The organism is Companilactobacillus nuruki (assembly GCF_002872255.1).
Lineage (GTDB): Bacteria > Bacillota > Bacilli > Lactobacillales > Lactobacillaceae > Companilactobacillus > Companilactobacillus nuruki.
This window is the reverse complement of the sequence record NZ_NIPR01000003.1, coordinates 1-24,085: the sequence shown is the minus strand read 5'-3', so window position 1 is coordinate 24,085 and position 24,085 is coordinate 1. Positions and strand designations below refer to the sequence as shown.

Genomic DNA, 24,085 nt, shown 5'->3' with positions numbered 1-24,085 from the left:
TTTATGATAATTTTCCATCTATATTTATATTAAATTTTATTTATGATTAAAATATTTCTATATAAAAGCACTTACGAATTTACAAAAAATTAAAATAACCTCAGTAATAATCGCCAGCTCTAAAATAAGAACTCTGAGATTAGTTTTTCTTGTTTTCTCACGTGCTTGTCTAATTTCTTCTCTCATGACTATGCACTTCCTATTTTTAGATTTTTATTATCTATAAAATATGCTAGCATAACCACTGATTTTGACCTCTTTTAAAGCATTATCGTTAAAAAAATTTAAGTTTTCCTTAGTAAATTTTTTAAAAATAAAAAAGAGCAGTTTACCCTACTCTTTATCGTCGTCATCGTCTTTAAATAAGTCTTTTAACTTAGCAAATTCAGGGTTTACATGCTCTTCTTCTTCTTTTTGCTTTTTAAAATCATCCTCGGAAATAACTTCCCAATTTTTACCTGATGGCATAATGTTTTCTTCAGACTCTTTCTTGGTTAAAACCTTCTGTGGAATACTCAATAAAATATTATCAACAATTGATTCATAGACATTGATAGTAGGATTTTCATCATCAATCGGAATTACAACGTTGTAGTCTTCCAGATCCTCCGCTGCTACGTCATCAACGTTATAAGCCTCATTTATTCTAATATTAATTGGCAATTCAACTGGCAACAAACTTCTAGTTGAAGGAACTGTTAAAGTTGTCTTAACTTTAACATCAGAGATAACTAGTCCATTATCATTAAATAATTGTCCTTGTATTTCAACAGGAGCCGCATTCATGATATCTTCTGATCTAGCTTTCAATTCTTCAGTCAAATCGAGTTTTTCCTCAAATTCAAAAGGTTTGTCTTTATAGCGACGAACATCTTGAACATCCCAATTTAGCATTAATTTACCCCTTTCATATAAGGTATTCTTCCAAAATCTTCTTCTTGATCAGTTACTAATTGACGAATCCTGTCCGCCCTAATTTCCAAATCAAGTATTTTTTTTTCTTTTTTTCCAACTCGAGTTATTAAATTCAAATCTTCTTTTTTTAAAGATTTTAAATACTTTTGACCTATCGTGTCAAATCCTAAAACTCGCAAATAAGGATTATTGTATAAGTTATCAATTTCTGTTTTCTTAACATTTAAAAGTGTATAAACCATTAGCCTTCTAAGTCGCGCCATAGTATAACGCTTTGATTTAATCTGTTCCATAAACTGATTAAAACTATCACTAGTTGAAATTTCTTTTTGTAATTTATTTTCTAAACCTTCAACCATTTGATAAATTTGTTGCAATTCTGTAGTTGAGGAATTGATGATTTGATACTTTAAATAAACAAAATAATCACTCCAAGATACCGTTGAACTCTGATGCAGCATCTTTTCGATTGTCACAGGAACCAATTCTTCAATTGATTCTTTAGTCACTAATCGTTTGCGAATCTCAGTTGCACTAAATTGACTTTCATGACGTTCAATTGTTGATATTTCAATGCCTACTTGTTGTTTTTCAATTTGCATAGCATAATTTAAACCCAACATTTGATTAGGTAATTTTGCAATATCAATTCCCTTTGACCGATAAAAATCCGTCAAATTAGTGGCGGAATTTTTTTGATAGTCTTGTTCAAAGTCCGTATCAATTTGTAGAATTCTCTGAGACATTTTTGAAAAATCAATTTGATTTTCAGTCCCAAAAACTAAATGATCTATCTTTAAAAGATCAAGCAGTTTAATTGCTCCTTTGGCAAACAAATCCGCTGGTTCAACTGCATATCCAACTGGTAACTCAATTACTAAATCAACGCCACTATCAATCGCAGCTACCGTTCGATCCCACTTATCTAAAATTGCAAAATCACCCCGTTGAACAAAATTGCTAGACATAACCGCAATTAATACATCAGGGTGATATTTTTGTTTAATAGTGTCAATAAATAGTTTATGACCATTATGAAACGGATTAAATTCAGCTACAAAACCATAGATACCTGTCATAATATCCTCTTATTTTTCGGCAGAGAAGAACCATCGAGTTGAATCATTTTGAACATCTGATTCACCAAAGTCAGCACTGATAGAGATATTTTTAAAACCAATATCTTCTAGAATCATTTTAAATGTTTCGATCGGATAAGTTCTTTCCTTATGTAATTCAGTATTGACTGAGTATCCCTTAATATCATCGTTCCAATTAAAGAAAGTCAACTCATGTTCAATACTATGCGGATATTCACCTTCAAAACTATTCCACATGAATGCAGAATCTTCCGTTCGATGATTAAACATGTATCCAGGGAAAACTTCATCCATTTGATAAAGTGAGTGAGCATCAAACAAATATTTTCCACCATTATTTAAATGTTGATACGCCTGATTAAATGCAACCGCTAACTCATCTTCATCCCTTAAATAACAGATAGAATCATCAAAACAAGTAATTACATCAAAACTTTTAAAGTCATAAAGATCCATCATGTTACTCTGCTCAAAGGCAATGGCTTTATGTGCTTTGGTTGCTTTCTCGTCCGCTATTTTTAACATTTCTTTGGATAAATCTGTTCCTGTAACTTGATACTTATCGGCTAGCAAAATAGTTAAATCACCAGTTCCACAAGCAACATCAAGTAAGGACTTATTATCCGGAGAAACTTGATTTTCAACATATTTAGCCCATTTACTATACAATGAATCATCCATCAATTCGCTGTAAACTCGGGCAAATGAATTATAAATCATTAAGCTTCAGTTACAAGACTTGAAATATCAACTTCTGGTGCATCTGACCATAGTTTTTCAAGATTGTAAAAATCACGTTGTTCTGACGTAAAGACATGGATAATAACGTCATGAAGATCAATCAAAACCCATTCAGAATTACGATTTCCTTCAACGTGACCAATTTCAACATCATTTTCGCCTTCCTTGTCCAATACTGATTGAACAATAGCGTCAACTTGTCGTTGTGAAGAAGCATCCATAATGACAAAATAATCAGCCATAATACTTACTTCACTAATATTTAAAACTTTGATGTCATTAGCATGCTTTTCATCAGCAGCTTTGACAGCAATTTCCATTATTTTTTTTGAATCCAAATTACAATTCTCCTTTTGATATCCAGTAATTATAACTAGCAAAGGTTGCTGGATATATTTCTCTATTTTTATCAACTAAATGTTGAACCGAATGTTTTAATTCATAAGTTACCGCTGAGTCCAATGATTTTTGAGCATATTCCCGAGCCATATCAATTCCAGGAAAATCACGGCCTGGTTCAATGAAATCACCCACAAACACACATTTATCTTCTTGTGTCATATGAGTAGACCCGACTGTATGTCTTCTAATGGCGTTTAAAACATCCTCATCATAAATACCCAACTCATCTTTAATAATTTCAGCACCCACAATACCATGCCAAATAGCATTATTATAATGCAATAATATTGGGTTTAAATTTTTCCTTTGGATTACATCGATAAACTCTTGATCATCACGTTCCTTGGCATAATCGTGCAATAGTCCGGCCAATCCAGCTCGTTCCACATCACCACCAAATTCAGCAGCCAAACCTCTACTTGCCTTCTCAACTCGTAAACAATGATTATAACGATAGTCACTCAAAGTATCATGCATTTTGTTTAAAATTTCATCACGATCTAACCCATTTTTAATGGAAGTATAATCAAAATCAGTCATTATAAAGCCCCCTATCCTTTATGTACCAAGCAACATCATCAGGAACTAAGTATTTAATAGATTGTCCCCTTTTAATGTGCTGGCGAATCATACTTGAACTAATTTCTAGCTCAGGAGTATTTACCCAAAGTATAGGATATTTTGATTTTTTCTCAAACCCTTTTCGACAAACCCCAACAAAATGAATCATTTGTACCAATTCATCTATATGCGACCATTTAGGAAGGTTTTCTACCATATCTCCACCAATAATAAAATAATATTCGGTATTAGGATTTAAATCTTTTAATAGTTTGATTGTTTCATAGGTGTAACTAACTCCACCACGCCTAATATCAGTCATATCCAAATCAAAGTGCATATTGTCTCTAATAGCCAACTTGATCATATTTACTCGATCATCGCTTTTAATGTCGGGTACAACTTTTTTAACACCACGATGTGGCGGAATCTTATCAGGTAAAAATAATACTTTATCAAGACAAAGTTGTTCATAAACCTGTTCTGCAATCACCAAATGTCCTAGATGAATGGGGTTAAAGGTTCCACCCAAAATTCCTACATGACGTTTGGGAAAATTACTATGGAATTCCAATTTTTCCTTGGTTAATAATTTTTTTTGAGTATTCATATCTTCATCACTTAAACTTAAATATTCTCTAGTTCAATTGAGTATTTACGATTTTTGATTTTGGAAGCTTTCTTATAAAAGATCATTTTTGAACCAATCGTTTGAATTGGAACAATATCCGCATCAAATTCTTGTAAAGCATCAATCAAATCTTGGGGTTCTACTCGTGTATTTTGTAATAAAGAAACCTTAATAAGTTCGTTTTTTTCAATCAAAATCTCTAATTGATTTAAAAGGTTCTCGCTGATACCTTCACGACCAATTTGAATAGCTGGCTTCATTGTAGCTGCCTGGCTTCTCAAATAACGATTCTTTTTTCCTTTAATAATCATATGTTTCTCCTTAAATAATTGCGTTTCGAATTGAAACGTGAACTCCATCAGGTACATAAGCCTTAACTTTTGAACCCGCTGGAATTGTCAACCATCCTAAACCATAAATTACAATATCTGATTTTTCATGTGCTGAAAAAATTTGGCTCTTAAATTTAGGAAACTCCTTAACATCAGTTGGGGGAGCCAAAATATCGCCTAAATGTTTCTGATAAAACTCGTCAGCATTGATTGTCTTTGTTCGATGCAAAGGTAAACCTTGATTTACATAGAAAGTAACATTTGTCTTATAGTCAAGAAAATCAAACCTAGCTAAACCAGCAACGAAAATAGTTTGACTATCGCGCAATTGGAATGTAGCTGGACGTAGTGGTTTTTTAGGTGTGACAGTTTTTAGATCTTGAGCATTAAGAAAATGAGCCAATTGATAGCGATGGATAATACCTGGTGTATCTATTAGATAATGACCATCATCTAATGGTATATCAATTCGGTCTAAAGTTGTACCAGGAAATCTTGAGGTTGTAATTAAGTCTTTGACATCTGAATTGGCACTGATAATCCGATTAATAAGAGTTGATTTACCAGTATTAGTTGTTCCTACGACATAAACATCTTTGCCATCACGATATTTTTCAATCATTTCCATCAACTTATCGACATTAGTACCCTTAACAGCTGATACCATAATTTGATCAACAGACTTAATACCATTTTCCTTACTCTTTTGTTGCAACCAATTTAATAAACGATTTTGATTAACGGAATTAGGCAATAAATCAACTTTATTACCAACAACCAAAATCTTTTTGTCACCAACAAAACGTTGCAATCCTGGAATTACACTACCTTCATAATCGAAGATATCAACCACATTAACAACCAGAGCATCTTTTTCAGAAATAGAATCCAACAGTTTCAAAAAATCATCATCTGAGACGTCAACATCAGTAATTTCGTTATAATTACGTAATCTGAAACATCTCTTACAGAACAATTCAGCGTTTTCATCATCACTTTCAAGATACTTCTTTAAAGTGGCCGATTGAACATAACCTGGTTTTTCTTTATCCTCAGTTTGAATCTGTGCACCACAACCCATGCAGTACAATTTTTCATTATTTTCTATCATCTAATGAATCCTTCCAATATAAATTCTTATCACGTTTTTGCATAATCTTTAAAATAGGACGTTCAAAAAATCTATTAACTCGGGTTTTCTTTGCATCTGTATCAACCAAAGGTTTTACTAAAACTGTTTTTAAATTAGCCATATTTCCAGCTAAAACATCAGTCATAACTTGATCCCCAACGAACAACACATTCTCTGGATCAATGTTTTCTTCCTTAATATGGTTCATAATTACGAATGGCAAGGGCTTTACAGCGCGAGCAACGATACTAACTGGTAATTTACTTACGGCCTTTTCCACACGCTCGTAACTATTATTAGATACTATCATAACCTCAATATCATTTTGGGCCATTTGATTAAGCCATTTACGTAATGATAAATCATATTCATCACTATTCCATGGCAAAAGAGTATTATCTAAATCCGTCATGATCGTAGTAATATTAAGTTTCTTGAGAGACTCAACGTCGATATCCGTGATTTTATCAAGCATAATATACGGTTTAAACATAATTTAATCCTCATCTCTGCTAATTAGTAAAAAAACGTAATTTGGGTTTATCCAAATTACGTTTTTAAATTTAAGCTAAAGCTTTCTTAGCTGTATCTACTAAACTTGTGAATGCCTTTGGATCTTCAATAGCGATTTGAGCCAACATCTTACGGTTAATGTCAACATTAGCTAATTTCAAACCATGCATTAATTTGCTGTAGCTAATTTCATTCATTCTTGCAGCAGCATTGATTCTGGCAATCCAGATCTTACGGAAATCGCGTTTAACTTGGCGACGATCACGGAATGCATAACGGTATGAAACCATGATTTGAGTATGAGCTGCTTTAAAAGTGATATGTTTTGAACCACGATATCCCTTAGCTAATTTTAAAACCTTTTTACGACGTTTACGAGTTACTGTTCCACCTTTTACACGTGGCATAATGACTCCTCCTTTAATTTAACGAAAATAAATATTTAAGTGCTTAGCTAATTAATATGTAGCTAACATTTGTTTGATACGTTTCATATCACTTGAGCTAACCATACCTGGTTTAGCTAATTGACGACGTTGCTTCTTTGTCTTACCGTGGAAACGGTGACTTGTATAAGCATGCATTCTCTTCCAACCACCATTAGCAGTCTTCTTAAATCTTTTTGCTGATGCGCGGTGTGTCTTTTGTTTAGGCATTGGAAATCCCTCCACTATTTCTTCTTTTTATTATCTTTGGCGTTAATTGGATCAAGCATTAAAAACATACTACGACCGTCCATCTTAGGTCTAGTTGTTACCGTGGCAACATCCTTAGTCTGCTCAGCGACGCGGTCTAAGACTTCCTTACCTATCTCTTTATGAGTAATCGCTCTACCCTTAAAGCGAAGAGAAACTTTGACCTTATCACCCTTAGCTAAGAACTTGCGAGCATTGTTTAGCTTAGTATTGAAATCATTTGCTTCAATAGTTGGGCTCAAACGTACTTCCTTAAGACTAACAGTTTTTTGTTTTTTACGTGCTTCTCGATCCTTCTTTTGAAGATCAAACTTATATTTACCATAGTCCATGATTCTGGCAACAGGTGGCTTAGCACCTGGTGACATTAGAACTAGATCCATATTAGCTGCTTCGGCTAAACGTTGTGCCTCAGCTGTTGGCTTAACACCAACTTGATCACCAGTTTCAGAAATCAATCTTACTTCTTTTGCACGTATTTGATCATTTAATAATAATTCTCTTGCTATGAGTAGTCACCTCCGGAGTAATTTAGCCCACTAAAAAAGTGGGCCGCATAAGCATGCCCACTATATATTTACGCAATCGTATTAACCTAGAGGCGAATGCATAGGTGAGAAGCGGGCGCTTCTGCTTAATCTCAACAGTTATTAACTATAGCAATGAAATGATTATATGTCAACACATTCCACCAACTTACTATAAATAACTATTGTCATAACTTTGAAAGTTTAAATCTTTTGAACAAAAAATACAAATAATTGGCTCTTGAGACTAATACTAATCCTTACCAAGTGAATCCACAGCTGATAATACTGCTGCTCTATTATCAGCAATCGGTGTCCATCCTAAAACGTTTTTGGCTTTTTGATTGCTAACCTCACGATTCATATCTAACATAAGTTGACCTTCTCTGGCTGTTTTATTAAATAAAGCACCAATCTTAACTATCCAGCTAGGTAATGGTTTTACATTTATTTTATCAGAAATTGTTGGACGTTCCTTTTTGATCAATAAGGCTATTTCTTTCATTGAAATTTTTCCATCCGCACTGGCAATAAAGCGTTGTCCATCGGATTCTGAATTTTCCATTGCTCTGATTTGAATATCAACAACATCACGTACATCAACAACATTCAAATCAAAATCGGGCATTTTATTACCATTAAGAATGTTTTTCAATAAATCAAAGCTTCCTGAAACATGTTGATCCAGCGCTGGCCCAAAAATTGCAACCGGATTAACCGTCGCAAATTCCAAATTAACATCAGGTTCCCTTACGTAACCCCAAGCCGCTTTTTCGGCCAGTAATTTTGATTTTTCATAAATAGATAGACCCTTTTGCTCTGGATCAGTCCAATCTCTTTCAGTCGTCACACCTTTTGTTTTGCTAAATCCTACTGCTCCAAAATTAGATGTCATAACAACTTTCTTTACTCCAGCATTATTAGCTGCCGATAGTATTCTTAGTATTCCTTGTAATGCTGGTTGAATAGCATCAGATTCATCTTTAGGTTTATTGAAAAAAACTGGTGAAGCAACGCTAAAAACATATTCTATGTCTTTCATAGCTTCATCCCAGTTATTATCGCTTAATAAATCAGCCTCTACAAAAGATAGCTTATCAGTGTTTTTAATTCCATTATCTTGTAAAACTTTCAAAATTCGTTGTTTACCGGATTCTTTTCGAATAGTCGTCCTTACATCATAACCATCTTGAAGTAATCTGAAAATTAATTGTAAACCTAGAAACCCTGTTCCACCTGTTACTAATGCTTTTTTCATAATAAATTCCTCTTTATTGATATTATTGTCTTAATTGATTATCATTACTTTAAACCCTAAACCATAGTTTAGAGCAATAACTTTGAGGAAGTTTTTTTATGGAGAAATTATATTCAATTAAAGACGTGGCTGAACACTTTGATTTACCCATTTCAACTATTCGTTATTATGATAAAAAAGGACTCTTACCTTTCGTTTCAAAAAATCAGGCCGGTTATCGCGTTTTCTCTAAATCAGATTTCGGTTTCATTCAGACTATCTGTTGTTTGAAAAATACCGGCATGCCGATAGAAAAAATAAGAGATTATATTCAGCTATGCATGCAAGGTACTTCTACAATTAAACAAAGAAAATATCTATTACAAGAACACAAACAAAATGTTTTAGATCAACAACGCATTCTAAATGAAAGTTTGAAGGAAATAAATACCAAACTAGACAGATATTCTTCTGACGATGCATTCAATATTATTAGTACCCAAATAAAATATGTAGAAACCGAAAAAAGAACTCTTAACCTACATGATCCATTTCTAACAAAATAAGCTGAACAAAAACAGGTCTAGTAACTATTTTAATAGTTGCTAGACCTGTTTTGCTAATCCACGGCACTCTTCAATCCTGATACATCACATTCTTCAAACCTCCATTTTTTCTTCAAATAGAAATAAATTGGAATTCCAATAGCCGTGACTGCAATACCGATTATTGTTGTAAAAAATTCAGTAAATAAAGTAACCACTAAGATAAATAATCCACCGACGATCGCAATTAATGGAATAATTGGATAAAGTGGAACTTTGTATGGTCTATAAAGTTCCGGTTGCGTATGTCTTAACTTAATAACTGCTATAAATGCCATTACATAAAAGATCCAGATAACAAAAATCAACATATTAGTAATCGCATCGAATTGTCCTGATAGCATCATCAAACATGCAATAACTAATTGAATTGCTCCGGCAGCCCAAGGAATACCAGCTTTATTCAATTTAGCAAATACATTGCCAAATGGCAATTTGTGTTCTTTTCCCATCACATAAGGAACACGCATACTTGTCATAGTATAGCCATTTAAGCCACCATATACTGAAATCAAAATTCCAATTGTTACTAATTTACTACCCATACCACCAAAAATTGCAGTTGATGCATCTGAAGCAGCATTTAGATTACCAGAAATTTGATTAATAGGTAAAACATACATGAAAACAGCATTTACCAGAATATAAACTAACATAACAACCGCAATACCTAGAGAAATAGCTTTAGGCAAATCCTTTCTAGGATTTTTCATTTCACCAGAAATATTACCTACGTGAATCCAGCCATCATATGCAAACATTGTTGCCAAGAGTCCATTTCCCATGGCTGTAATAAGATTACGGTGTGGACCCGCTACAATTGGAAAAAGCGAAAATTCAACCGGTCCTTCATGTAAGAAACCAAAAAGAACTATTAAAGCAAGTGGAATCAATTTGGCGACTAATGAAACGGACGTTACCCAACCACCAACTTTTGCACTAATCCAATTTAATGAAGTAACTGACAGAGCACTTATAATGGCAATTGGAACGATCCAAGAGTTAGATAGTGTAAATAAATGTGCAAACTGCGTTCCAAAGGCAATTGATATTGCCGCTACATTGGCCGGAAAATAAATAATTGCCTGAGCCCATCCAGCCATGAATCCCCAAAAGCCACCATAACTATGTTCAATGTATCTAGTTAAGCCGCCCGTTTCAGGATAAGCAGCTGCTAATTCTGCACCGGTTAGACCAGCACAAATTGTAATAAAACCTCCCAAAAACCACACAAGCATTGTCAAACTTATCGATCCAGTATAATTGGTAACAGCCGAGGCCTTGAAGAAAACCCCTGTACCAATTACACTTCCAGTAACTGTCGCAAAGGCTGGAAAAAATCCAATCGATTTTTTCAAACCATCATCTTGTTTGCCCATAAATATTTACCTCCAATACAACGGAATATTAGATTTACAATGTTTTAAAAACAAAAGATGTTGCACCCCATATGCAGCATCTTTTGTTGTATTCAATAACTAAGTCTTAGCCAATGCCCCCGTCAGCTTTAACTGGCTTAAAGAATTGATCGATAATTTGTGAAACTCTATTAAGATCAACATTACCACCAGATACCATGGCAACAGTCTTCTTATTTTTAAGCCATCTATCATCGATCTTATGTGATTCAAGAGCGGCTACAGGAAGTGCCCCAGCACCTTCAGCAACAACTTTAGTTCTTTGTAATAAGTCCTTCATTGCTTGAGCAATTTCTTTTTCATTAACCAAAACAATTTCATCAACTAATGAACTAACGATTGGGAAAGTAATGTCCCCAGGTACCGCCACATCTGTTCCGTCAGCCAGTGTAAAGTCATCGTGATGTTTTGTAATTTGACCAGCTTTAACAGATGCATACATTCCATGAACATTTTCTGATTGAACACCAACGATATGAATATTAGGGTTGAATGATTTCAAAGCAGTTGCAACACCTGAAATCAATCCGCCACCACCGACAGGAACAATTACGGTATCTACATCCCAAATATCATCTAGAATTTCCAAACCAATTGTTCCTTGTCCAGCAATAACATATTTATCATTGAATGGATCAACAATAGTTTTTCCTTCTCTTTCAGCACGTTCAAACATCCATCTGTGTGCATCATCAAATGTTGCGCCGTGAATATCAACTTCAGCACCATACCCACGAGTAGCATCACGTTTCATTTGTGGTGCTTCATCTGGCATAACAACCGTTGTATCAATTCCTAACAAATGGCCTGTCAAAGCTACACCTTGTGCATGGTTACCAGCTGATGCAGTGATAACCCCACGATCTTTCTCTTCTTGAGTAAGATGATTGATCTTATTATTAGCACCTCTGAACTTGAACGATCCTGTTAATTGCATGTTTTCTAACTTTAGAAAAACATCCCCACCAACTACATTTCTACTTAAAAACATGGATTGAACTAGAGGGGTTTTACGAGCGTATTTCCCAACAATAGCTTTAGCTTCTTCAATATCATGAATATCTACAACACTATCTGCATTTACACTTACACCTTTGATCATTGTCCACACCTCATCTTTTATATTTGCCCTTAATTATTTTTTTAATTTACAGAAGATTCCTCAACAGAAAGCTCTGTGTATGGTAAATCCAATGAATCTGCCAGTCCTTTATTTGTTACTTTTCCTTCAAAGACATTAACCCCTGAAGCAAGTGCCCCATCTGACTTAATTGCTTCATTAATACCCTTGTCGGCAATTTCTAGTAAGTAACGCAAATTTCCCTTTGCCAAAGCCATTGTAGCTGTTCGTGGTACTGCACCAGGTTGATTAGGAACAGCATAGTGAATAATTCCATCTTTAACAAAGATTGGGTCATCAATTGTGGTTGGATGATCAATTGTTTCAACCGTTCCGCCTTGATCGATGGCAACATCAACAATTACGCTACCTGGTTTCATGGATTTAACCATATATTCTTTAACCAACTTAGGTGGTCTTGAACCAGGAATAAGAATTGTGGAAATAAAGATATCAGCATCTTTAATTTCTTTAGCAAGATTTTCTTCGTTAGACTTAACGGCTCTAAACTTTTTACCAGCAAACTTATCTTCTAGGAATTTAATTCTATCATCATTAAGTTCAATGATAACCACTGATGCTCCCATTCCTAGTGCTAATTCAGCGGCGTTAATTGCAGCATTTCCACCACCAAAAATAACAACGTTTCCAGCTTCAATTCCTGGAATTCCTGGCATTAGGATTCCTTGTCCTTGATGTTGAGCCTCTAGATAGTAACTACCCATGATAACTGAACGTCTTCCAGCAATTGCACTCATTGGTGCTAACAATTCTAGTTTGCCATCTTTAACAATTGTTTCTCCACCAATTGCAGTTGTCCCAGCCTTTATCATTGCTTCAACAGTAGGTTTCGATGATGCTAAATGTTGAAATCCCCAGATTACTTGTCCTTTCTTAAAATACTTATACTCTTCTGGATCAGGCTCCTTAACCTTGATGATCAATTTAGCATTCCAACCATCTTCATGGCTAACTAACTTACCACCAGCTTCGACATACTCTTCGTTCGTAAAACCAGCTCCAATACCTGCATCTTTTTCAACAAGTACTTCATTACCAGCTTCAACCATTTTGCGAACATTTTCAGGAGTGGCCGCTACACGACCTTCTCCTTCTTTTTGTTCTTTAATAACAGCGATTTGCATATTTACACTCTCCCTTGTGAAGATAATAACTATTTCCTTACAACTCGTATGTTAACGCTTACCTTAACGGCTGACAACCTTATTTTTATCTTCACAAACTCAAAGTATCTCCAAAGCATTATGACCATTGAGAATAAATTAACAAAAAAAATTTAAATTCACAATTATCATTTTCTAATTAATATTTATTCTCAAATATCTGTTATATCATGATTAAACAGGTGTTTATTTTTAGTGAACAGTGTTGATATATCAACTGCTCTAGGGATCGATAATAAAGCATATATTTTAGGTTCATATTTTAGATCAAGCTTAGACTTTAAAAAGTTAATTGTTTACAATAAAAATCAACTATTTTTTCAAATTTAAAAGGACAAAAAAACACTCGATCATTTTCATAATCGAGTGCAAAATAAATAATTATTTTCAATTAGTCTTCACGACTATAGTTACTAATATCAGCAACAACGCTATCTACAAACATCTTAGCATTCTCTGATTCTGAATCCTCTTCACCATATTTTCTTACAGAAACTGTGGCATCTTTAACTTCATCATCACCAACAACTACAGTATAAGGCACTTTCATTGTTTGAGAATCACGGATCTTGTAACCCATCTTTTCATCACGGTCATCAAGATAAACACGAATATTCTTATCACGAAGCTTTGCAGCTATATCATTAGCATAGTCAGAATGTAAATCTTTATTAACTGGAATAACACGTACTTGTGTTGGAGCCAACCATGTTGGGAATGCACCTTTATACATTTCGATTAGGTAAGCAACAAATCTTTCCATTGTTGAAACAATACCACGGTGAATCATAACTGGTCTGTGATCTTGACCATCAGCACCAACATATGTCAATTGGAACTTCTCTGGTTGCATAAAGTCTAATTGAATTGTTGATAGTGTTTCTTCATTACCAAGGGCTGTCTTTGTTTGAACATCAAGTTTTGGACCATAGAAAGCAGCTTCACCCTCAGCTTCGTAATATTTAAGACCAAGATCATCCATAGCTGCCTTAAGCATTGTTTGTGATCTATTCCACATTTCATCATCATCAAAATACTTCTCTGTATTAGCGGGATCACGATAACTTAGACGGAATGTATAATCTTTAATATCAAAGTCGTTATAAACTTCAACCATCAATTGTAGTGTACGTTTGAATTCTTCTTGAATTTGATCAAGAGCAACAAATGTATGACCATCGTTTAGAGTCATTTCACGCACACGTTGTAGACCTGACAAAGCACCTGATTTTTCATATCTGTGCATCATACCAAGTTCAGCAATACGTAGTGGAAGGTCTCTGTATGAACGATTATGGTGATTATAAATTTGAATATGTGAAGGACAGTTCATAGGACGTAGTTCAAGCATTTCACCATCACCCATGTCCATTGGTGGAAACATGTCTTCACGGTAGTGTTCCCAGTGACCAGATGTCTTATAAGCATTTAAGTTCATAAGGATTGGTGTATAAACGTGTTGGTAACCCCAAGCAACTTCCTTATCGATGATATATCTTTCAATAACACGACGGATAGTAGCACCATTTGGCATCCAGTATGGAAGACCAGCACCAACTTCTGGATCAACGAAGAATAGATCAAGGTCACGACCAATTGTTCTGTGATCACGTTCTTTGATTTCGTCGCGGCGCTTCAAGTCAGCTTTTAATCCATCTTCCTTATAGAAAGCTGTACCATAAATTCTTTGTAACATTGGATTACTTGATTTACCTTGCCAATATGCACCAGCAACTGACAATAACTTGAAGTGTTTCAAATCCTTAAGACTTGGAAGAACAGCATCATAACCGAAATCAACAAATCCATCTAGGTTGTACACAGGGATTTGAACTGATTCAATAGCTGAAATCAATGATGATTTGTATGGATCATCCTTAAACATTTCAGCAAGATCTTTTTTGTCCATCATTGATCTTTCAATTTTATCGTTATTCTTGATAATCTTATTCATCAATGCGGCAATCTTTTCTAGTTCATCAACACTGATTTGTCCATTCTTATCATCAGTATCAACATAGAAACCATCATCATTAGCTTGTTTCTCACCAAAATGTAGATCTTCTTTAAAGTTCTTTGCAGCAGCACTAAATACCAAAGCAGCTGTATTTCTTAGAACCTTTTGGGAATCTTCCTCATCCTCACCGGCAATAATTGCAATTTTACCATCTTGCTTGATAGGACGTTCAAGATCAACTAATGTATCGTTAAGCTTACCAGCTACAGCTTTCTTACCTAGCGATGTACTGATTGATTTAGCAACATCCAAAGTAGTAGTGCCTTCGTCAAACTCCTTAACTGAATCATCTGGGAATGTTAACTTGATTTTTGACATATACTTTTCCTCCTAAAATATTAGACAACAAAAATGCGTCCCTGAAGTATAAACATATAATTAAATATGCACATACTTCAGGGACGCATTCGCGCGGTTCCACCCACATTAAAACTGTATAACAAAAAAACAGTTTTCACTCTTTTGGCTATATAGTAACCGACTATTATACAGATTTTAATGAAAGTGGTAACTCCAGTAATGGGTAAGCTTCCAGTAACCGTACCCTCCCTGAGTAGAACCGAAGTGTTGTCTCTCATTGGCTATATTGAACCATTTATTTTTAACTTTTGCAAGCTATTTTTCAAATCTTCTGTTAGGACCACTCACAATTACCTCACGAGATAAATACTTTATCCGCTCCATAATTCTTTTAGCCTTGACAGGTTCCTCTTCTCCCCGTTGATTGACAGCCAGGTGTTTTTCTAATTCCTTCATAGAAAAGTTAGAAGAGAAAAACGTTGGTAAGTTTTCCTGCATTCTATATTGCAAAATTACGCCTAGAACCTCATCACGTATCCAACTAGACATTGAATCTGCCCCGATATCATCTAGCATCAAAACCTCAGTTCCCTTAATCTTGTTAACCTCAGATAAGACGCTATTAGATCCGATCGAACTCTTTATTTCCACTGCAAAAGTTGGAAAATGCATCAAAGTAGTATGAATGTCATTTTTAAATAATTCGTTCGCAATTGCTCCTAGAAGATATGTTTTTCCGACACCGAAATCGCCCGCTAAGTATAATCCCGGAACGAAACCATTATTACTTAAATAATTATCAATAAAATCTAAAGACTCAGCCAGAGCATCCTGTCGGCCTTCCCCGCTATAATCATCCAACTTAGCTTTACGGATATCTGATGGCATGTCTTTTAAAACAAAGCCAGTTTCATATTGTGCCCGTTTCTCACGGTTTTTAGTTCGCTCATTAGGGTAATAAACAACTTCAATATTATGATTGTTAACAATCAATTTAGGATAATATCCCTTAGACAACTCACTAGCATGAGTTTTATTATTATAAAACTCATAAATACTAGCAGCACTCGTTGAGATCGCCTGAGGATCGATCGAATCACTATTCTCCTTCAAAAATTTTTGAACATCAGGGTCTTTCACCGCACTATTAAGAAGACGGCGATAGTCTTCCGTCAAATTTTTTGAATTTAAATATTCTGCCAATGTATTTCCTAAATTTTCCATGCTTAATTATCCTTATTTCTTAATCGTTTCAACCTGTCTTGAAGATTATTACGATTATTTTCTTGGTTTTGATTATTTGAAACCTTGGCCTTTACCTTGCTCCAATCAGTTGCCTGCTCTACTTTACGAGTACGGTTATTATTATAACGACGTTTAGGGTTACGTGGTTTTGTTTGAAAATCAGTAATCCGTTGCAAAGCTTGCTCTGGAGTCTGAACATTATTTTGTTGCCAATCATTAGCCATCGTTTCCATAAGTGGCAATGTCAAAGTTGGAGAATTTTGCAAAATATAATAAACCATAATATTCAAAACAGAAGCAGGCAAGTATGTCTTCATAGCCATATCACGTAGGGCTCGGGACTCAACTGTTCCTATAAATCCACCACTCTTTTGTTTCTGAGCAGCCAAAAAGTCGGCTGGAGTCATTGATTTTGCTTGTTGTAAAATCAATTGATCTGAACGGTTAAAATCAGTTGTGGTGGTTTCTTTTTCAACCGTCTCAGTTTGTCTTTTTACAGAAATATTAGCATTTTTTTCAAAGCGATCTTGAACAGACTTTTTAAGGCGGTCAGGATCAATTTTATTATTAACAATATCACAAGTCTTGCCAATCAAATCAATTAATGTTATTTCATCTAAGCCATAAAAAGCATGCAAACTAAGGATCAATTCCTGATTCTCCAGTAAATCATCCGGGTGAATCTTGAATAATTGCTGAATCCTATCGGAAATCAGTTCCCAATCTAATTGAGGAATTTCTTTCTCATTCAACACAGGTTTTTTCACTTCAGAATTTTCAGCAAAATTCTCTTGAGCATTTTTTACTTCTGTTGGTGTATTAATCAAATCACTATTGCTCAACTGGAAAACTTCCAGAAAATCTTTGGTTATTTCATTTGAATCTTTTAAAATCAAATCCGAATGAGCATACTTATCGGCCAATAAACGATATTTGCTTTCACCAACTTGCTCATACAAAAAAATACTCATTAAATCATCTTTGAAAAATTCATCAGGAGATAGGGGTTCAAATAATTGATAAATATAATATGACCCTAAATCATCCTTTTTCTCAAAAGTCCTAATCAATCCTAATGCCTCAGCTTTGATTCGGGCTTCATAAAACCTCTTTAAATCAATACCTAATAAACTCATCAATTCAGAATGACTTTTTCTTTGAGTTATAACCTCTTTATTAGGTATTTTTTCCCATAATAGTAAGTACAGACTAAAGGCCTCCGTACCTAAAATCGGTAAATACAAATCAGTTAAAACATGACGATCATCATCATTCAAATGACCATTTGGCAGACACCAATAGCCTACTAGTGGTGTAAATTTATCTGTAGACACTGGCTCACCCCTTATTTTTCATCAATTTTATTACCATTAGCCATCATTTCTTGAACCTCTTTCATGAATCCATTCATATCTTTAAACTCACGATAGACGCTAGCGAAACGAATGTAAGTTACATCGTCAACCTTGGCCAAAATTTTCATGACATGTTCACCGATCAGACGTGAATTAACTTCACTTTCACCAGTAGCTCTGATTTGGTTTTCAACCTTATCAACAATATCATTCATTTGATCCATTGTGACGGGACGTTTTTCAGCAGCTCGAACTAAACCACGTAACAATTTTTCACGACTAAATTCTTCACGATTGCCATTCTTTTTTATAACTAGAAGTGGCGATTTCTCTAATCTTTCAAACGTTGTAAATCTAGTACCGCAATACTCGCATTCACGACGTCTTCTAATAGCCCTTCCTTCATCACTAGGACGGCTGTCAATTACTTTTGATGAATCATGGTGACAATGTGGACAAATCAAAGTTCTAACCTCTTTTCCAGATTAAAGTTGTGCGATTAACCTATCAAACTGCTTCGTAAGATGTGTTAAATCTTCAGAATTATCAACCACAAAATCGGCTCGACGTCTTTTTTCATCCATCGACATTTGTGAATTAATTCGTTCTAAGGCAACTTTTTTTGTTAAATTATTTCTTTTCATCAAACGGTCCAATTGTACTTCTGGTCTAACATACAAACTAATTACACCGTCAAAATACTCCTGGTAACCTCCTTCAAACAACAACTGAATCTCAAAAATAGAAATTGTTGAGTTTGAAGACTTCTTTACTTCCGCAATTGTTTCTAAAATATTTTTTTTAATTAGAGGTCGCGTAATATTATTCAATTTATTCAATTGTTTACTATCACTAAAAACTATTTTGGCAAGTTCTTGACGATTTAAGGTCCCATCGCTCAACAACACACTCTCACCAAATTGTTCTGTGATTTCATGAAGGCCTATTGATCCAGGTACAACGACCTCTCGAGCCACTTTATCAGCATCAAAGACTTGAAATCCGTGATCTTTAAATAAATTCAATATTGTCGACTTTCCAGCCGCGATACCGCCAGTTAACCCGTATATTTTACTCATTTGATTACCTGACAATGTGGGCAGAAGTGCGTTCCTCGACCACCAACTTTGATCTTCACAATCTCAGTCCCACATCTTGGACAAGGTGTTCCTTCTTTACCATAAACTTTCAAACTATTCTGCATATTTCCTTTATGTCCGCTTGCATCAATATATGAACGGATTGTAGAACCACCTGAAGCAATGGCCTTCTCCATCTCTTGGTTAGATAATTCAATGATATTCTGAATATCCTTATCACTCAAATGGTTAGCTGTCGTTTCTGGATGAAGTTTTGCCTTCCAAAGTACCTCATCAACATAAATATTACCTAAACCACTCATAACTGACTGATCCAATAAAACAATTTTGATATCCTTATGGTGACGCATAATTCTAGGCTTTAATGTCTCAAAAGTAAATTCCTTTGAAAGTGGCTCTGGACCTAATTTTTGAATTGACTTGTTATTTTTCAAATCATCCGTATTCCATAATTGCATTCGACCGAATTTTCGAACGTCATTATAAATCATCTTTTGACCATTATCTAAAGTAAAAATAGCATGAGAATGTTTATCAATTGCATTGGGATCAGCAGAAATACGATACTTACCTTCCATTCGCAAATGACTAATAATTGTATATCCATTATCTAAATGAATCAACAAAAATTTAGCCCGACGTCCAACATCAGTAATAGTTGCTCCAGTTACAAACTCTATAAATTGATTAACATCCCCCGTTATCAAATCATTATAACGAATTTCTACATGCGTGATTTCATGTCCTTTAACGTAAGAATTCAAACCACGCCTAACTGTTTCTACTTCTGGCATTTCTGGCATTTTTTATCACCTATTTTGCTTCGTACCAAGTCTTTCCATGAGCTGTTTCAACTTTTAAAGGAACATCAAGTTTAACGGCTGAATCCATTACACTTGGAACTAGCTCTCCTAATGTTTCAATTTCAGATTTTGGTGCTTCAAAAATCATTTCATCATGAACCTGTAACAATAAATTAGCTTGAAGATTTTCTCGTTGAATCATCTTTTGCATATTAATCATTGCGACTTTAATAATATCAGCCGCACTGCCTTGAATTGGTGTATTCATCGCAGTTCTTTGTGCAAAGTTTCTAACATTGAAATTACTTGAATGAATATCTGGTAGATAACGACGACGATGCATTATCGTCTCAACATATCCATTTTCACGTGCATACTTAACAATATCATCCATATATTTTTTAACACCAGGATATTGTTCAAAATATGATTCAATGAAAGTAGCAGCCTGCTTACGACTAATACCTATATTCTGTGACAAACCATAATCACTAATTCCATAAACAATCCCAAAGTTAGTAGCCTTAGCCTGTCGACGCATATTTGGAGTTACTTCATCCGTACTATTCAGACCAAAAATTCTCATAGCAGTATGCGCATGGATATCATAATCTTCCTTGAAAGCTTCTTGCATATTTTCATCACCAGAAATATGTGCCAATACTCGTAATTCAACTTGAGAATAGTCGGCTGAAAAAATCTCCCAATCGTCATGTTGAGGTACAAAGGCTTTTCTAATTTGCTTGCCCTCATCAATTCTAATAGGAATATTTTGTAAATTAGGTTCTATTGATGACAAACGCCCTGTCTGAGTTAGCGTCTGTAAATAAATAGTATGGATTTTATTATCAGGATGAACAAATTTTTGTAATCCGACAACATAGGTCGATTGAATCTTAGAAATTTGACGATATTCTAAAATCTTTTCGACAACTGGAGACTTATCTTTTAATTTTTCAAGAACATCAACTGAAGTCGAGTAACCAGTTTTAGTCTTTTTTATAACTGGTAATTTCAAATCTTCAAACAATACCACACCCAGTTGTTTAGGTGAATTAATATTAAATTCCTTACCAGCCTCTTGATATATTTTCTGTTCGATCTCTGACAACCTAGTAGCAAAAGTATTTTCCATTTCCTTTAATTTGGAAACCTCTACTTTGATACCCTTAATTTCCATCTCGGCTAACACAATAGAAAGCGGCAATTCAATCTCATCATATAAACTATCTTGATCATTATCCTTTAACTCTGAAAGCATTTTATCTTTCAATGTATCAATTACTTGAGCCTTTTGAGCAATGAAATTTATCAAAATAGAATTGTCTTCAGGAACAGCCTTTTTAACACCCTTACCATAAAATTCTTCTTCAGTAGGTAAGCTAACATTATAATTCTTTGCTACTAGACCAATATCTTGTTTATTATCATTTGTATCAAGCAAATAAGCTACTAATAACATATCAAAACTGACACCATTTAAATTGCATCCATAACGATGTAATAACGCAATTGTTCGCTTGTTATCAAAAAGATACTTTTCTTTAGTTTTATCAGCTAACCATCGTTTCAAATCATCATTCTCAAGTATAGAAACATCACTTGTTCCATAATAATTTTTTCCATCAGAAATTAATATTCCAGTTATCGGAGCCGTATGATAATTTTCTCCAAAACCTTCTATAACCAAAGTATGCGCCTTATTGCTCTTTACAATATTTTCAATAGAATCAGAATTCAATTGTTCAACTTTAATATCAGCTAAGGTTTCTGCTGTATTTTCAAGTGGAACATTCATACGTTCAAGAAATGAATTAAAATTCATTTTTTGATAAAACTGAATCAGTTGCTCTTGATTGTCTCCACGATATTCTAAGTCATTCAATTTTAAATCTACTGGAGCATCCACATCAATAGTGGCAAGCTTTTTACTTAAAAACGCTTTGTCTTTATCATTGATTAGATGTTCTTTTAATTTACTCTTTTTCATCTCATCAACATGTTCATAAATTCCTTCAACACTGCCATATTGATCTATCAATTTAATAGCTGTTTTTTCGCCGACCTTTTCAACTCCAGGATAATTATCAGATGTATCTCCCATTAATCCCTTCATATCAATAATTTGTTCCGGCGTAATACCCAATTTTTCTTTAACATGTTCAGGAGTATAACTTTCTGTTTCGGTGACACCTTTAACATTCACACGAACAGTTACCTTATCGGTCGTTAATTGTGTTAAATCACGGTCGCCTGTAACAATAGTTACATCCATACCTTGGGCTTGTGCTTTACGTGACATTGTTCCGATAATATCATCGGCCTCATAGTCAGGTAATTGATAGGTTTTCATGCCACGATAATTTAATAAATCCTGAATTAACGGCATTTGTTCAGTAAACTCTGTTGGTGTTTTAGAGCGGCCATTCTTATAGTCGTCATACATTTTGGTTCTAAAAGTAACTTTTCCCGCATCAAATGCTACTAACGCATGTGTAGGCTGTTCTTCCTTCAAAATAATTTCCAACATATTGTTAAAAGCATACAAAGCATTTGTATGTACACCTTCGCCATTAACAAACTTATCTAAAACGTTATGCATTGCAAAGAATGCTCTAAAGGAAACACTGTTTCCATCTATTAAAAGTAATTTTTTATTTTTTGACATATATTCTCCAATAAAAACGAAATTAACTATCTCTATTTTAACAAATCCTGGCTCTTTGTAACAGTTTCACAAAGACTAAAAAAGCCTAGATTCCAACGAATCGAGACTTTCACCTAATTATTTCTTTCTTCATATCTGATAGCGACATAAATAACTGATATTAATACCAGTAATGATAGAGCAGTTAAAACTATAAAGTCAATTTTTGTACCCGTAATTGTATTTAAAATTCCATTTTTAGTTCCACTTGTCAAAGCAACTGCTGAAATAATTACGGACAAAACGTTTGTACCTAAAGATCCTGCATATTGTTGCATCATACTGAAAAGTGAATTCTGATCGGATTTATTTGAACCTTTAACCTGCATACTACCATCTGATAAGTAAACTGCAAAGCCCATACTAAAACCAATTCTAACCAAAATATAAATAAGAATTATACCTATAAAACTCAAGTTCTCACTAAAAAGCCAGAATAATAATGACCCACAAAGTAACAATATTCCACTAATAAATAATGGTCTCGTTGCTCCAACTTTATCATACATATAACCTGCAATTGGACCAACGGCAGCACCAAGTAGCGATCCTGGCAAAAGCATCAATCCTGCTTGGGCAGAATCCAATTTGAGTACCGTCTGTGCAAAAATTGGTAATACAAAAGATAATCCAATATTAATAAATTGCAAACTAAAATAACCAAACAGACGTAACCTCAATACTGGAATTTTTAAAATGGAAAAATCAATTAATTGACGATCACTTTTTCTGTTGTACCAAATAAACAATAAGAAAGTAATCAATGATGCAACAATCCATAATAGAAATTGTTTCGACATCCAGCCATATTTACCAGCCTGATCAAATGTAAAGAGTATGATCGAAAAGATTATTGCTAAACCTATAACACTGCCATAATCAAAAGAAATTCCTTTGGTACCTCGGGCTGTACCATGAATAGAAAAGACACCAATGATAAACAGTAAAACTATCAATGGCAAAACGCCAACGAATATTTCTCGCCAGCTCCAAATTCCATTAATAACACCACCATAAGTAGGCCCCAACGCCGGAGCTAAAGAAATCACAATACCCGCTAAACCAGTATAAATCCCAATTTTTGATGTTGGTACTTCGTCAAATATCAGACTAAACATCAAAGGCGTTGATAAACCTGTGGAAACTGCTTGCAACAATCTTCCTCCCATTAGGATTGAAAAGTTGGGCGCCATTAAGCAAATTAATGAACCAATAAAACAACAAAAAGTCGCAAAAATAAAAATCTTCAAAGGATCAAATTTTTTTAAAACATAGGCTGTGGTACTCATAACAATTGTTGTTAACAGTAAATAACCTGTTGTTAACCATTGAATAGTGCCTAAACTGACATTCAACTGTTTAACTAAAGTCGGAAAAGCAACATTCATTGATGTTTCAATTAAAATTCCTGTAAATGATAATAATCCAACGGCTAAAATCGATAA

General features: G+C 34.4%; 26 protein-coding genes. 1 reads left to right on the top strand and 25 read right to left on the bottom strand.

Annotated features, from left to right (window positions below):
• Positions 1 to 57 precede the first annotated feature (57 nt).
• From CBP76_RS13440 to CBP76_RS01015, 14 genes are all read right to left on the bottom strand, one after another.
• Positions 58 to 186: a hypothetical protein gene (locus CBP76_RS13440; protein WP_281258453.1), complete on the bottom strand. Its 129-nt coding sequence runs from the start codon at positions 184 to 186 to the stop codon at positions 58 to 60.
• A 147-nt stretch (positions 187 to 333) separates the two neighbouring features.
• Positions 334 to 894: a YceD family protein gene (locus CBP76_RS01075; protein WP_102195083.1), complete on the bottom strand. Its 561-nt coding sequence runs from the start codon at positions 892 to 894 to the stop codon at positions 334 to 336.
• On the bottom strand, positions 894 to 1,994 hold the full coding sequence (locus CBP76_RS01070) for a nucleotidyltransferase (RefSeq protein ID WP_102195082.1): 1,101 nt from the start codon (positions 1,992 to 1,994) through the stop codon (positions 894 to 896). Before CBP76_RS01070 ends, CBP76_RS01075 begins: the two co-directional genes overlap by 1 nt.
• Positions 1,995 to 2,003: 9 nt before the next feature.
• Positions 2,004 to 2,735 carry a class I SAM-dependent DNA methyltransferase gene (locus CBP76_RS01065; protein ID WP_102195081.1) on the bottom strand — a complete coding sequence of 244 codons (732 nt, stop codon included), beginning with the start codon at positions 2,733 to 2,735 and terminating at the stop codon, positions 2,004 to 2,006.
• Positions 2,735 to 3,094: a ribosome silencing factor gene (gene rsfS / locus CBP76_RS01060; RefSeq protein ID WP_102195080.1), complete on the bottom strand. Its 360-nt coding sequence runs from the start codon at positions 3,092 to 3,094 to the stop codon at positions 2,735 to 2,737. The genes CBP76_RS01065 and rsfS overlap by 1 nt, the downstream gene beginning before the upstream one ends.
• 1 nt (position 3,095) lies before the next feature.
• Positions 3,096 to 3,698 carry a bis(5'-nucleosyl)-tetraphosphatase (symmetrical) YqeK gene (yqeK, locus tag CBP76_RS01055; RefSeq protein WP_102195079.1) on the bottom strand — a complete coding sequence of 201 codons (603 nt, stop codon included), beginning with the start codon at positions 3,696 to 3,698 and terminating at the stop codon, positions 3,096 to 3,098.
• Positions 3,691 to 4,329, bottom strand: coding sequence for a nicotinate-nucleotide adenylyltransferase (locus tag CBP76_RS01050; RefSeq protein WP_102195078.1), 639 nt, complete (start codon positions 4,327 to 4,329; stop codon positions 3,691 to 3,693). The genes yqeK and CBP76_RS01050 overlap by 8 nt, the downstream gene beginning before the upstream one ends.
• A gap of 17 nt (positions 4,330 to 4,346) precedes the next feature.
• Positions 4,347 to 4,661 carry a YhbY family RNA-binding protein gene (locus tag CBP76_RS01045; RefSeq protein WP_102195077.1) on the bottom strand — a complete coding sequence of 105 codons (315 nt, stop codon included), beginning with the start codon at positions 4,659 to 4,661 and terminating at the stop codon, positions 4,347 to 4,349.
• 10 nt (positions 4,662 to 4,671) lie between these two features.
• Complete coding sequence (gene yqeH, locus CBP76_RS01040; protein WP_102195076.1) at positions 4,672 to 5,793, bottom strand: ribosome biogenesis GTPase YqeH; 1,122 nt, start codon at positions 5,791 to 5,793, stop codon at positions 4,672 to 4,674.
• A complete protein-coding gene (locus CBP76_RS01035) occupies positions 5,780 to 6,307 on the bottom strand; it encodes a YqeG family HAD IIIA-type phosphatase (protein ID WP_102195075.1) in 528 nt (175 codons plus the stop codon). The genes yqeH and CBP76_RS01035 overlap by 14 nt, the downstream gene beginning before the upstream one ends.
• A gap of 70 nt (positions 6,308 to 6,377) precedes the next feature.
• Positions 6,378 to 6,734, bottom strand: coding sequence for a 50S ribosomal protein L20 (gene rplT / locus CBP76_RS01030; protein WP_057892750.1), 357 nt, complete (start codon positions 6,732 to 6,734; stop codon positions 6,378 to 6,380).
• Between the two features lie 51 nt (positions 6,735 to 6,785).
• Entirely contained in the window at positions 6,786 to 6,983 is a 198-nt protein-coding gene (rpmI, locus tag CBP76_RS01025) for a 50S ribosomal protein L35 (RefSeq protein ID WP_025084493.1), read from the bottom strand.
• A gap of 14 nt (positions 6,984 to 6,997) precedes the next feature.
• Positions 6,998 to 7,531: a translation initiation factor IF-3 gene (gene infC / locus CBP76_RS01020; RefSeq protein ID WP_102195074.1), complete on the bottom strand. Its 534-nt coding sequence runs from the start codon at positions 7,529 to 7,531 to the stop codon at positions 6,998 to 7,000.
• 271 nt (positions 7,532 to 7,802) lie between these two features.
• A complete protein-coding gene (locus tag CBP76_RS01015) occupies positions 7,803 to 8,807 on the bottom strand; it encodes an NAD-dependent epimerase/dehydratase family protein (RefSeq protein WP_217350190.1) in 1,005 nt (334 codons plus the stop codon).
• 98 nt (positions 8,808 to 8,905) lie between these two features.
• Between CBP76_RS01015 and CBP76_RS01010 the strand changes: the two genes are divergently transcribed.
• Positions 8,906 to 9,352 (top strand): MerR family transcriptional regulator, encoded by a 447-nt coding sequence (locus tag CBP76_RS01010; protein WP_102195072.1) that lies wholly within the window; start codon positions 8,906 to 8,908, stop codon positions 9,350 to 9,352.
• Between the two features lie 53 nt (positions 9,353 to 9,405).
• On the opposite strand, the gene CBP76_RS01005 is transcribed toward CBP76_RS01010, so the two are convergent.
• From CBP76_RS01005 to CBP76_RS00955, 11 genes are all read right to left on the bottom strand, one after another.
• Positions 9,406 to 10,770, bottom strand: a complete 1,365-nt coding sequence (locus tag CBP76_RS01005) for an APC family permease (RefSeq protein WP_102195071.1) — start codon at positions 10,768 to 10,770, stop codon at positions 9,406 to 9,408.
• Positions 10,771 to 10,876: 106 nt separating this feature from the next.
• On the bottom strand, positions 10,877 to 11,911 hold the full coding sequence (gene tdcB / locus CBP76_RS01000) for a bifunctional threonine ammonia-lyase/L-serine ammonia-lyase TdcB (protein WP_102195070.1): 1,035 nt from the start codon (positions 11,909 to 11,911) through the stop codon (positions 10,877 to 10,879).
• A gap of 41 nt (positions 11,912 to 11,952) precedes the next feature.
• Positions 11,953 to 13,074: an alanine dehydrogenase gene (gene ald, locus CBP76_RS00995; RefSeq protein WP_102195069.1), complete on the bottom strand. Its 1,122-nt coding sequence runs from the start codon at positions 13,072 to 13,074 to the stop codon at positions 11,953 to 11,955.
• 430 nt (positions 13,075 to 13,504) lie between these two features.
• On the bottom strand, positions 13,505 to 15,448 hold the full coding sequence (gene thrS, locus CBP76_RS00990) for a threonine--tRNA ligase (protein ID WP_102195068.1): 1,944 nt from the start codon (positions 15,446 to 15,448) through the stop codon (positions 13,505 to 13,507).
• Between the two features lie 297 nt (positions 15,449 to 15,745).
• Positions 15,746 to 16,654 (bottom strand): primosomal protein DnaI, encoded by a 909-nt coding sequence (gene dnaI, locus CBP76_RS00985; RefSeq protein WP_102195067.1) that lies wholly within the window; start codon positions 16,652 to 16,654, stop codon positions 15,746 to 15,748.
• A 2-nt stretch (positions 16,655 to 16,656) separates the two neighbouring features.
• A complete protein-coding gene (locus CBP76_RS00980; protein ID WP_102195066.1) occupies positions 16,657 to 18,009 on the bottom strand; it encodes a DnaD domain protein in 1,353 nt (450 codons plus the stop codon).
• An 11-nt stretch (positions 18,010 to 18,020) separates the two neighbouring features.
• The gene (nrdR, locus tag CBP76_RS00975; RefSeq protein ID WP_102195065.1) at positions 18,021 to 18,494 is read right to left on the bottom strand and encodes a transcriptional regulator NrdR; all 474 of its coding nucleotides are present in this window, start codon (positions 18,492 to 18,494) and stop codon (positions 18,021 to 18,023) included.
• A gap of 21 nt (positions 18,495 to 18,515) precedes the next feature.
• Positions 18,516 to 19,109: a dephospho-CoA kinase gene (coaE, locus tag CBP76_RS00970; RefSeq protein WP_102195064.1), complete on the bottom strand. Its 594-nt coding sequence runs from the start codon at positions 19,107 to 19,109 to the stop codon at positions 18,516 to 18,518.
• Positions 19,106 to 19,933 carry a DNA-formamidopyrimidine glycosylase gene (gene mutM / locus CBP76_RS00965; RefSeq protein ID WP_102195063.1) on the bottom strand — a complete coding sequence of 276 codons (828 nt, stop codon included), beginning with the start codon at positions 19,931 to 19,933 and terminating at the stop codon, positions 19,106 to 19,108. The genes coaE and mutM overlap by 4 nt, the downstream gene beginning before the upstream one ends.
• 10 nt (positions 19,934 to 19,943) lie before the next feature.
• On the bottom strand, positions 19,944 to 22,601 hold the full coding sequence (gene polA / locus CBP76_RS00960) for a DNA polymerase I (protein ID WP_102195062.1): 2,658 nt from the start codon (positions 22,599 to 22,601) through the stop codon (positions 19,944 to 19,946).
• 113 nt (positions 22,602 to 22,714) lie between these two features.
• Positions 22,715 to 24,085: MFS transporter (locus CBP76_RS00955; RefSeq protein WP_102195061.1), on the bottom strand; the 1,371-nt coding region annotated here is incomplete at its 5' end.

What these genes read in the sequence shown, in the direction of transcription:
- CBP76_RS01035 (WP_102195075.1), bottom strand. Translation starts at nt 6,307, where the DNA reads ATGTTTAAACCGTATATTATGCTTGATAAAATCACGGATATCGACGTT.
- CBP76_RS01045 (WP_102195077.1), bottom strand. Translation starts at nt 4,661, where the DNA reads ATGATTATTAAAGGAAAAAAGAATCGTTATTTGAGAAGCCAGGCAGCT.
- CBP76_RS01010 (WP_102195072.1), top strand. Translation starts at nt 8,906, where the DNA reads ATGGAGAAATTATATTCAATTAAAGACGTGGCTGAACACTTTGATTTA.
- CBP76_RS01015 (WP_217350190.1), bottom strand. Translation starts at nt 8,807, where the DNA reads ATGAAAAAAGCATTAGTAACAGGTGGAACAGGGTTTCTAGGTTTACAA.
- CBP76_RS01075 (WP_102195083.1), bottom strand. Translation starts at nt 894, where the DNA reads ATGCTAAATTGGGATGTTCAAGATGTTCGTCGCTATAAAGACAAACCT.
- tdcB (WP_102195070.1), bottom strand. Translation starts at nt 11,911, where the DNA reads ATGATCAAAGGTGTAAGTGTAAATGCAGATAGTGTTGTAGATATTCAT.
- CBP76_RS01065 (WP_102195081.1), bottom strand. Translation starts at nt 2,735, where the DNA reads ATGATTTATAATTCATTTGCCCGAGTTTACAGCGAATTGATGGATGAT.
- CBP76_RS01050 (WP_102195078.1), bottom strand. Translation starts at nt 4,329, where the DNA reads ATGAATACTCAAAAAAAATTATTAACCAAGGAAAAATTGGAATTCCAT.
- dnaI (WP_102195067.1), bottom strand. Translation starts at nt 16,654, where the DNA reads ATGGAAAATTTAGGAAATACATTGGCAGAATATTTAAATTCAAAAAAT.
- rplT (WP_057892750.1), bottom strand. Translation starts at nt 6,734, where the DNA reads ATGCCACGTGTAAAAGGTGGAACAGTAACTCGTAAACGTCGTAAAAAG.
- yqeH (WP_102195076.1), bottom strand. Translation starts at nt 5,793, where the DNA reads ATGATAGAAAATAATGAAAAATTGTACTGCATGGGTTGTGGTGCACAG.
- ald (WP_102195069.1), bottom strand. Translation starts at nt 13,074, where the DNA reads ATGCAAATCGCTGTTATTAAAGAACAAAAAGAAGGAGAAGGTCGTGTA.
- coaE (WP_102195064.1), bottom strand. Translation starts at nt 19,109, where the DNA reads ATGAGTAAAATATACGGGTTAACTGGCGGTATCGCGGCTGGAAAGTCG.
- thrS (WP_102195068.1), bottom strand. Translation starts at nt 15,448, where the DNA reads ATGTCAAAAATCAAGTTAACATTCCCAGATGATTCAGTTAAGGAGTTT.
- yqeK (WP_102195079.1), bottom strand. Translation starts at nt 3,698, where the DNA reads ATGACTGATTTTGATTATACTTCCATTAAAAATGGGTTAGATCGTGAT.
- rpmI (WP_025084493.1), bottom strand. Translation starts at nt 6,983, where the DNA reads ATGCCTAAACAAAAGACACACCGCGCATCAGCAAAAAGATTTAAGAAG.
- CBP76_RS01070 (WP_102195082.1), bottom strand. Translation starts at nt 1,994, where the DNA reads ATGACAGGTATCTATGGTTTTGTAGCTGAATTTAATCCGTTTCATAAT.
- CBP76_RS01005 (WP_102195071.1), bottom strand. Translation starts at nt 10,770, where the DNA reads ATGGGCAAACAAGATGATGGTTTGAAAAAATCGATTGGATTTTTTCCA.
- polA (WP_102195062.1), bottom strand. Translation starts at nt 22,601, where the DNA reads ATGTCAAAAAATAAAAAATTACTTTTAATAGATGGAAACAGTGTTTCC.
- mutM (WP_102195063.1), bottom strand. Translation starts at nt 19,933, where the DNA reads ATGCCAGAAATGCCAGAAGTAGAAACAGTTAGGCGTGGTTTGAATTCT.
- CBP76_RS13440 (WP_281258453.1), bottom strand. Translation starts at nt 186, where the DNA reads ATGAGAGAAGAAATTAGACAAGCACGTGAGAAAACAAGAAAAACTAAT.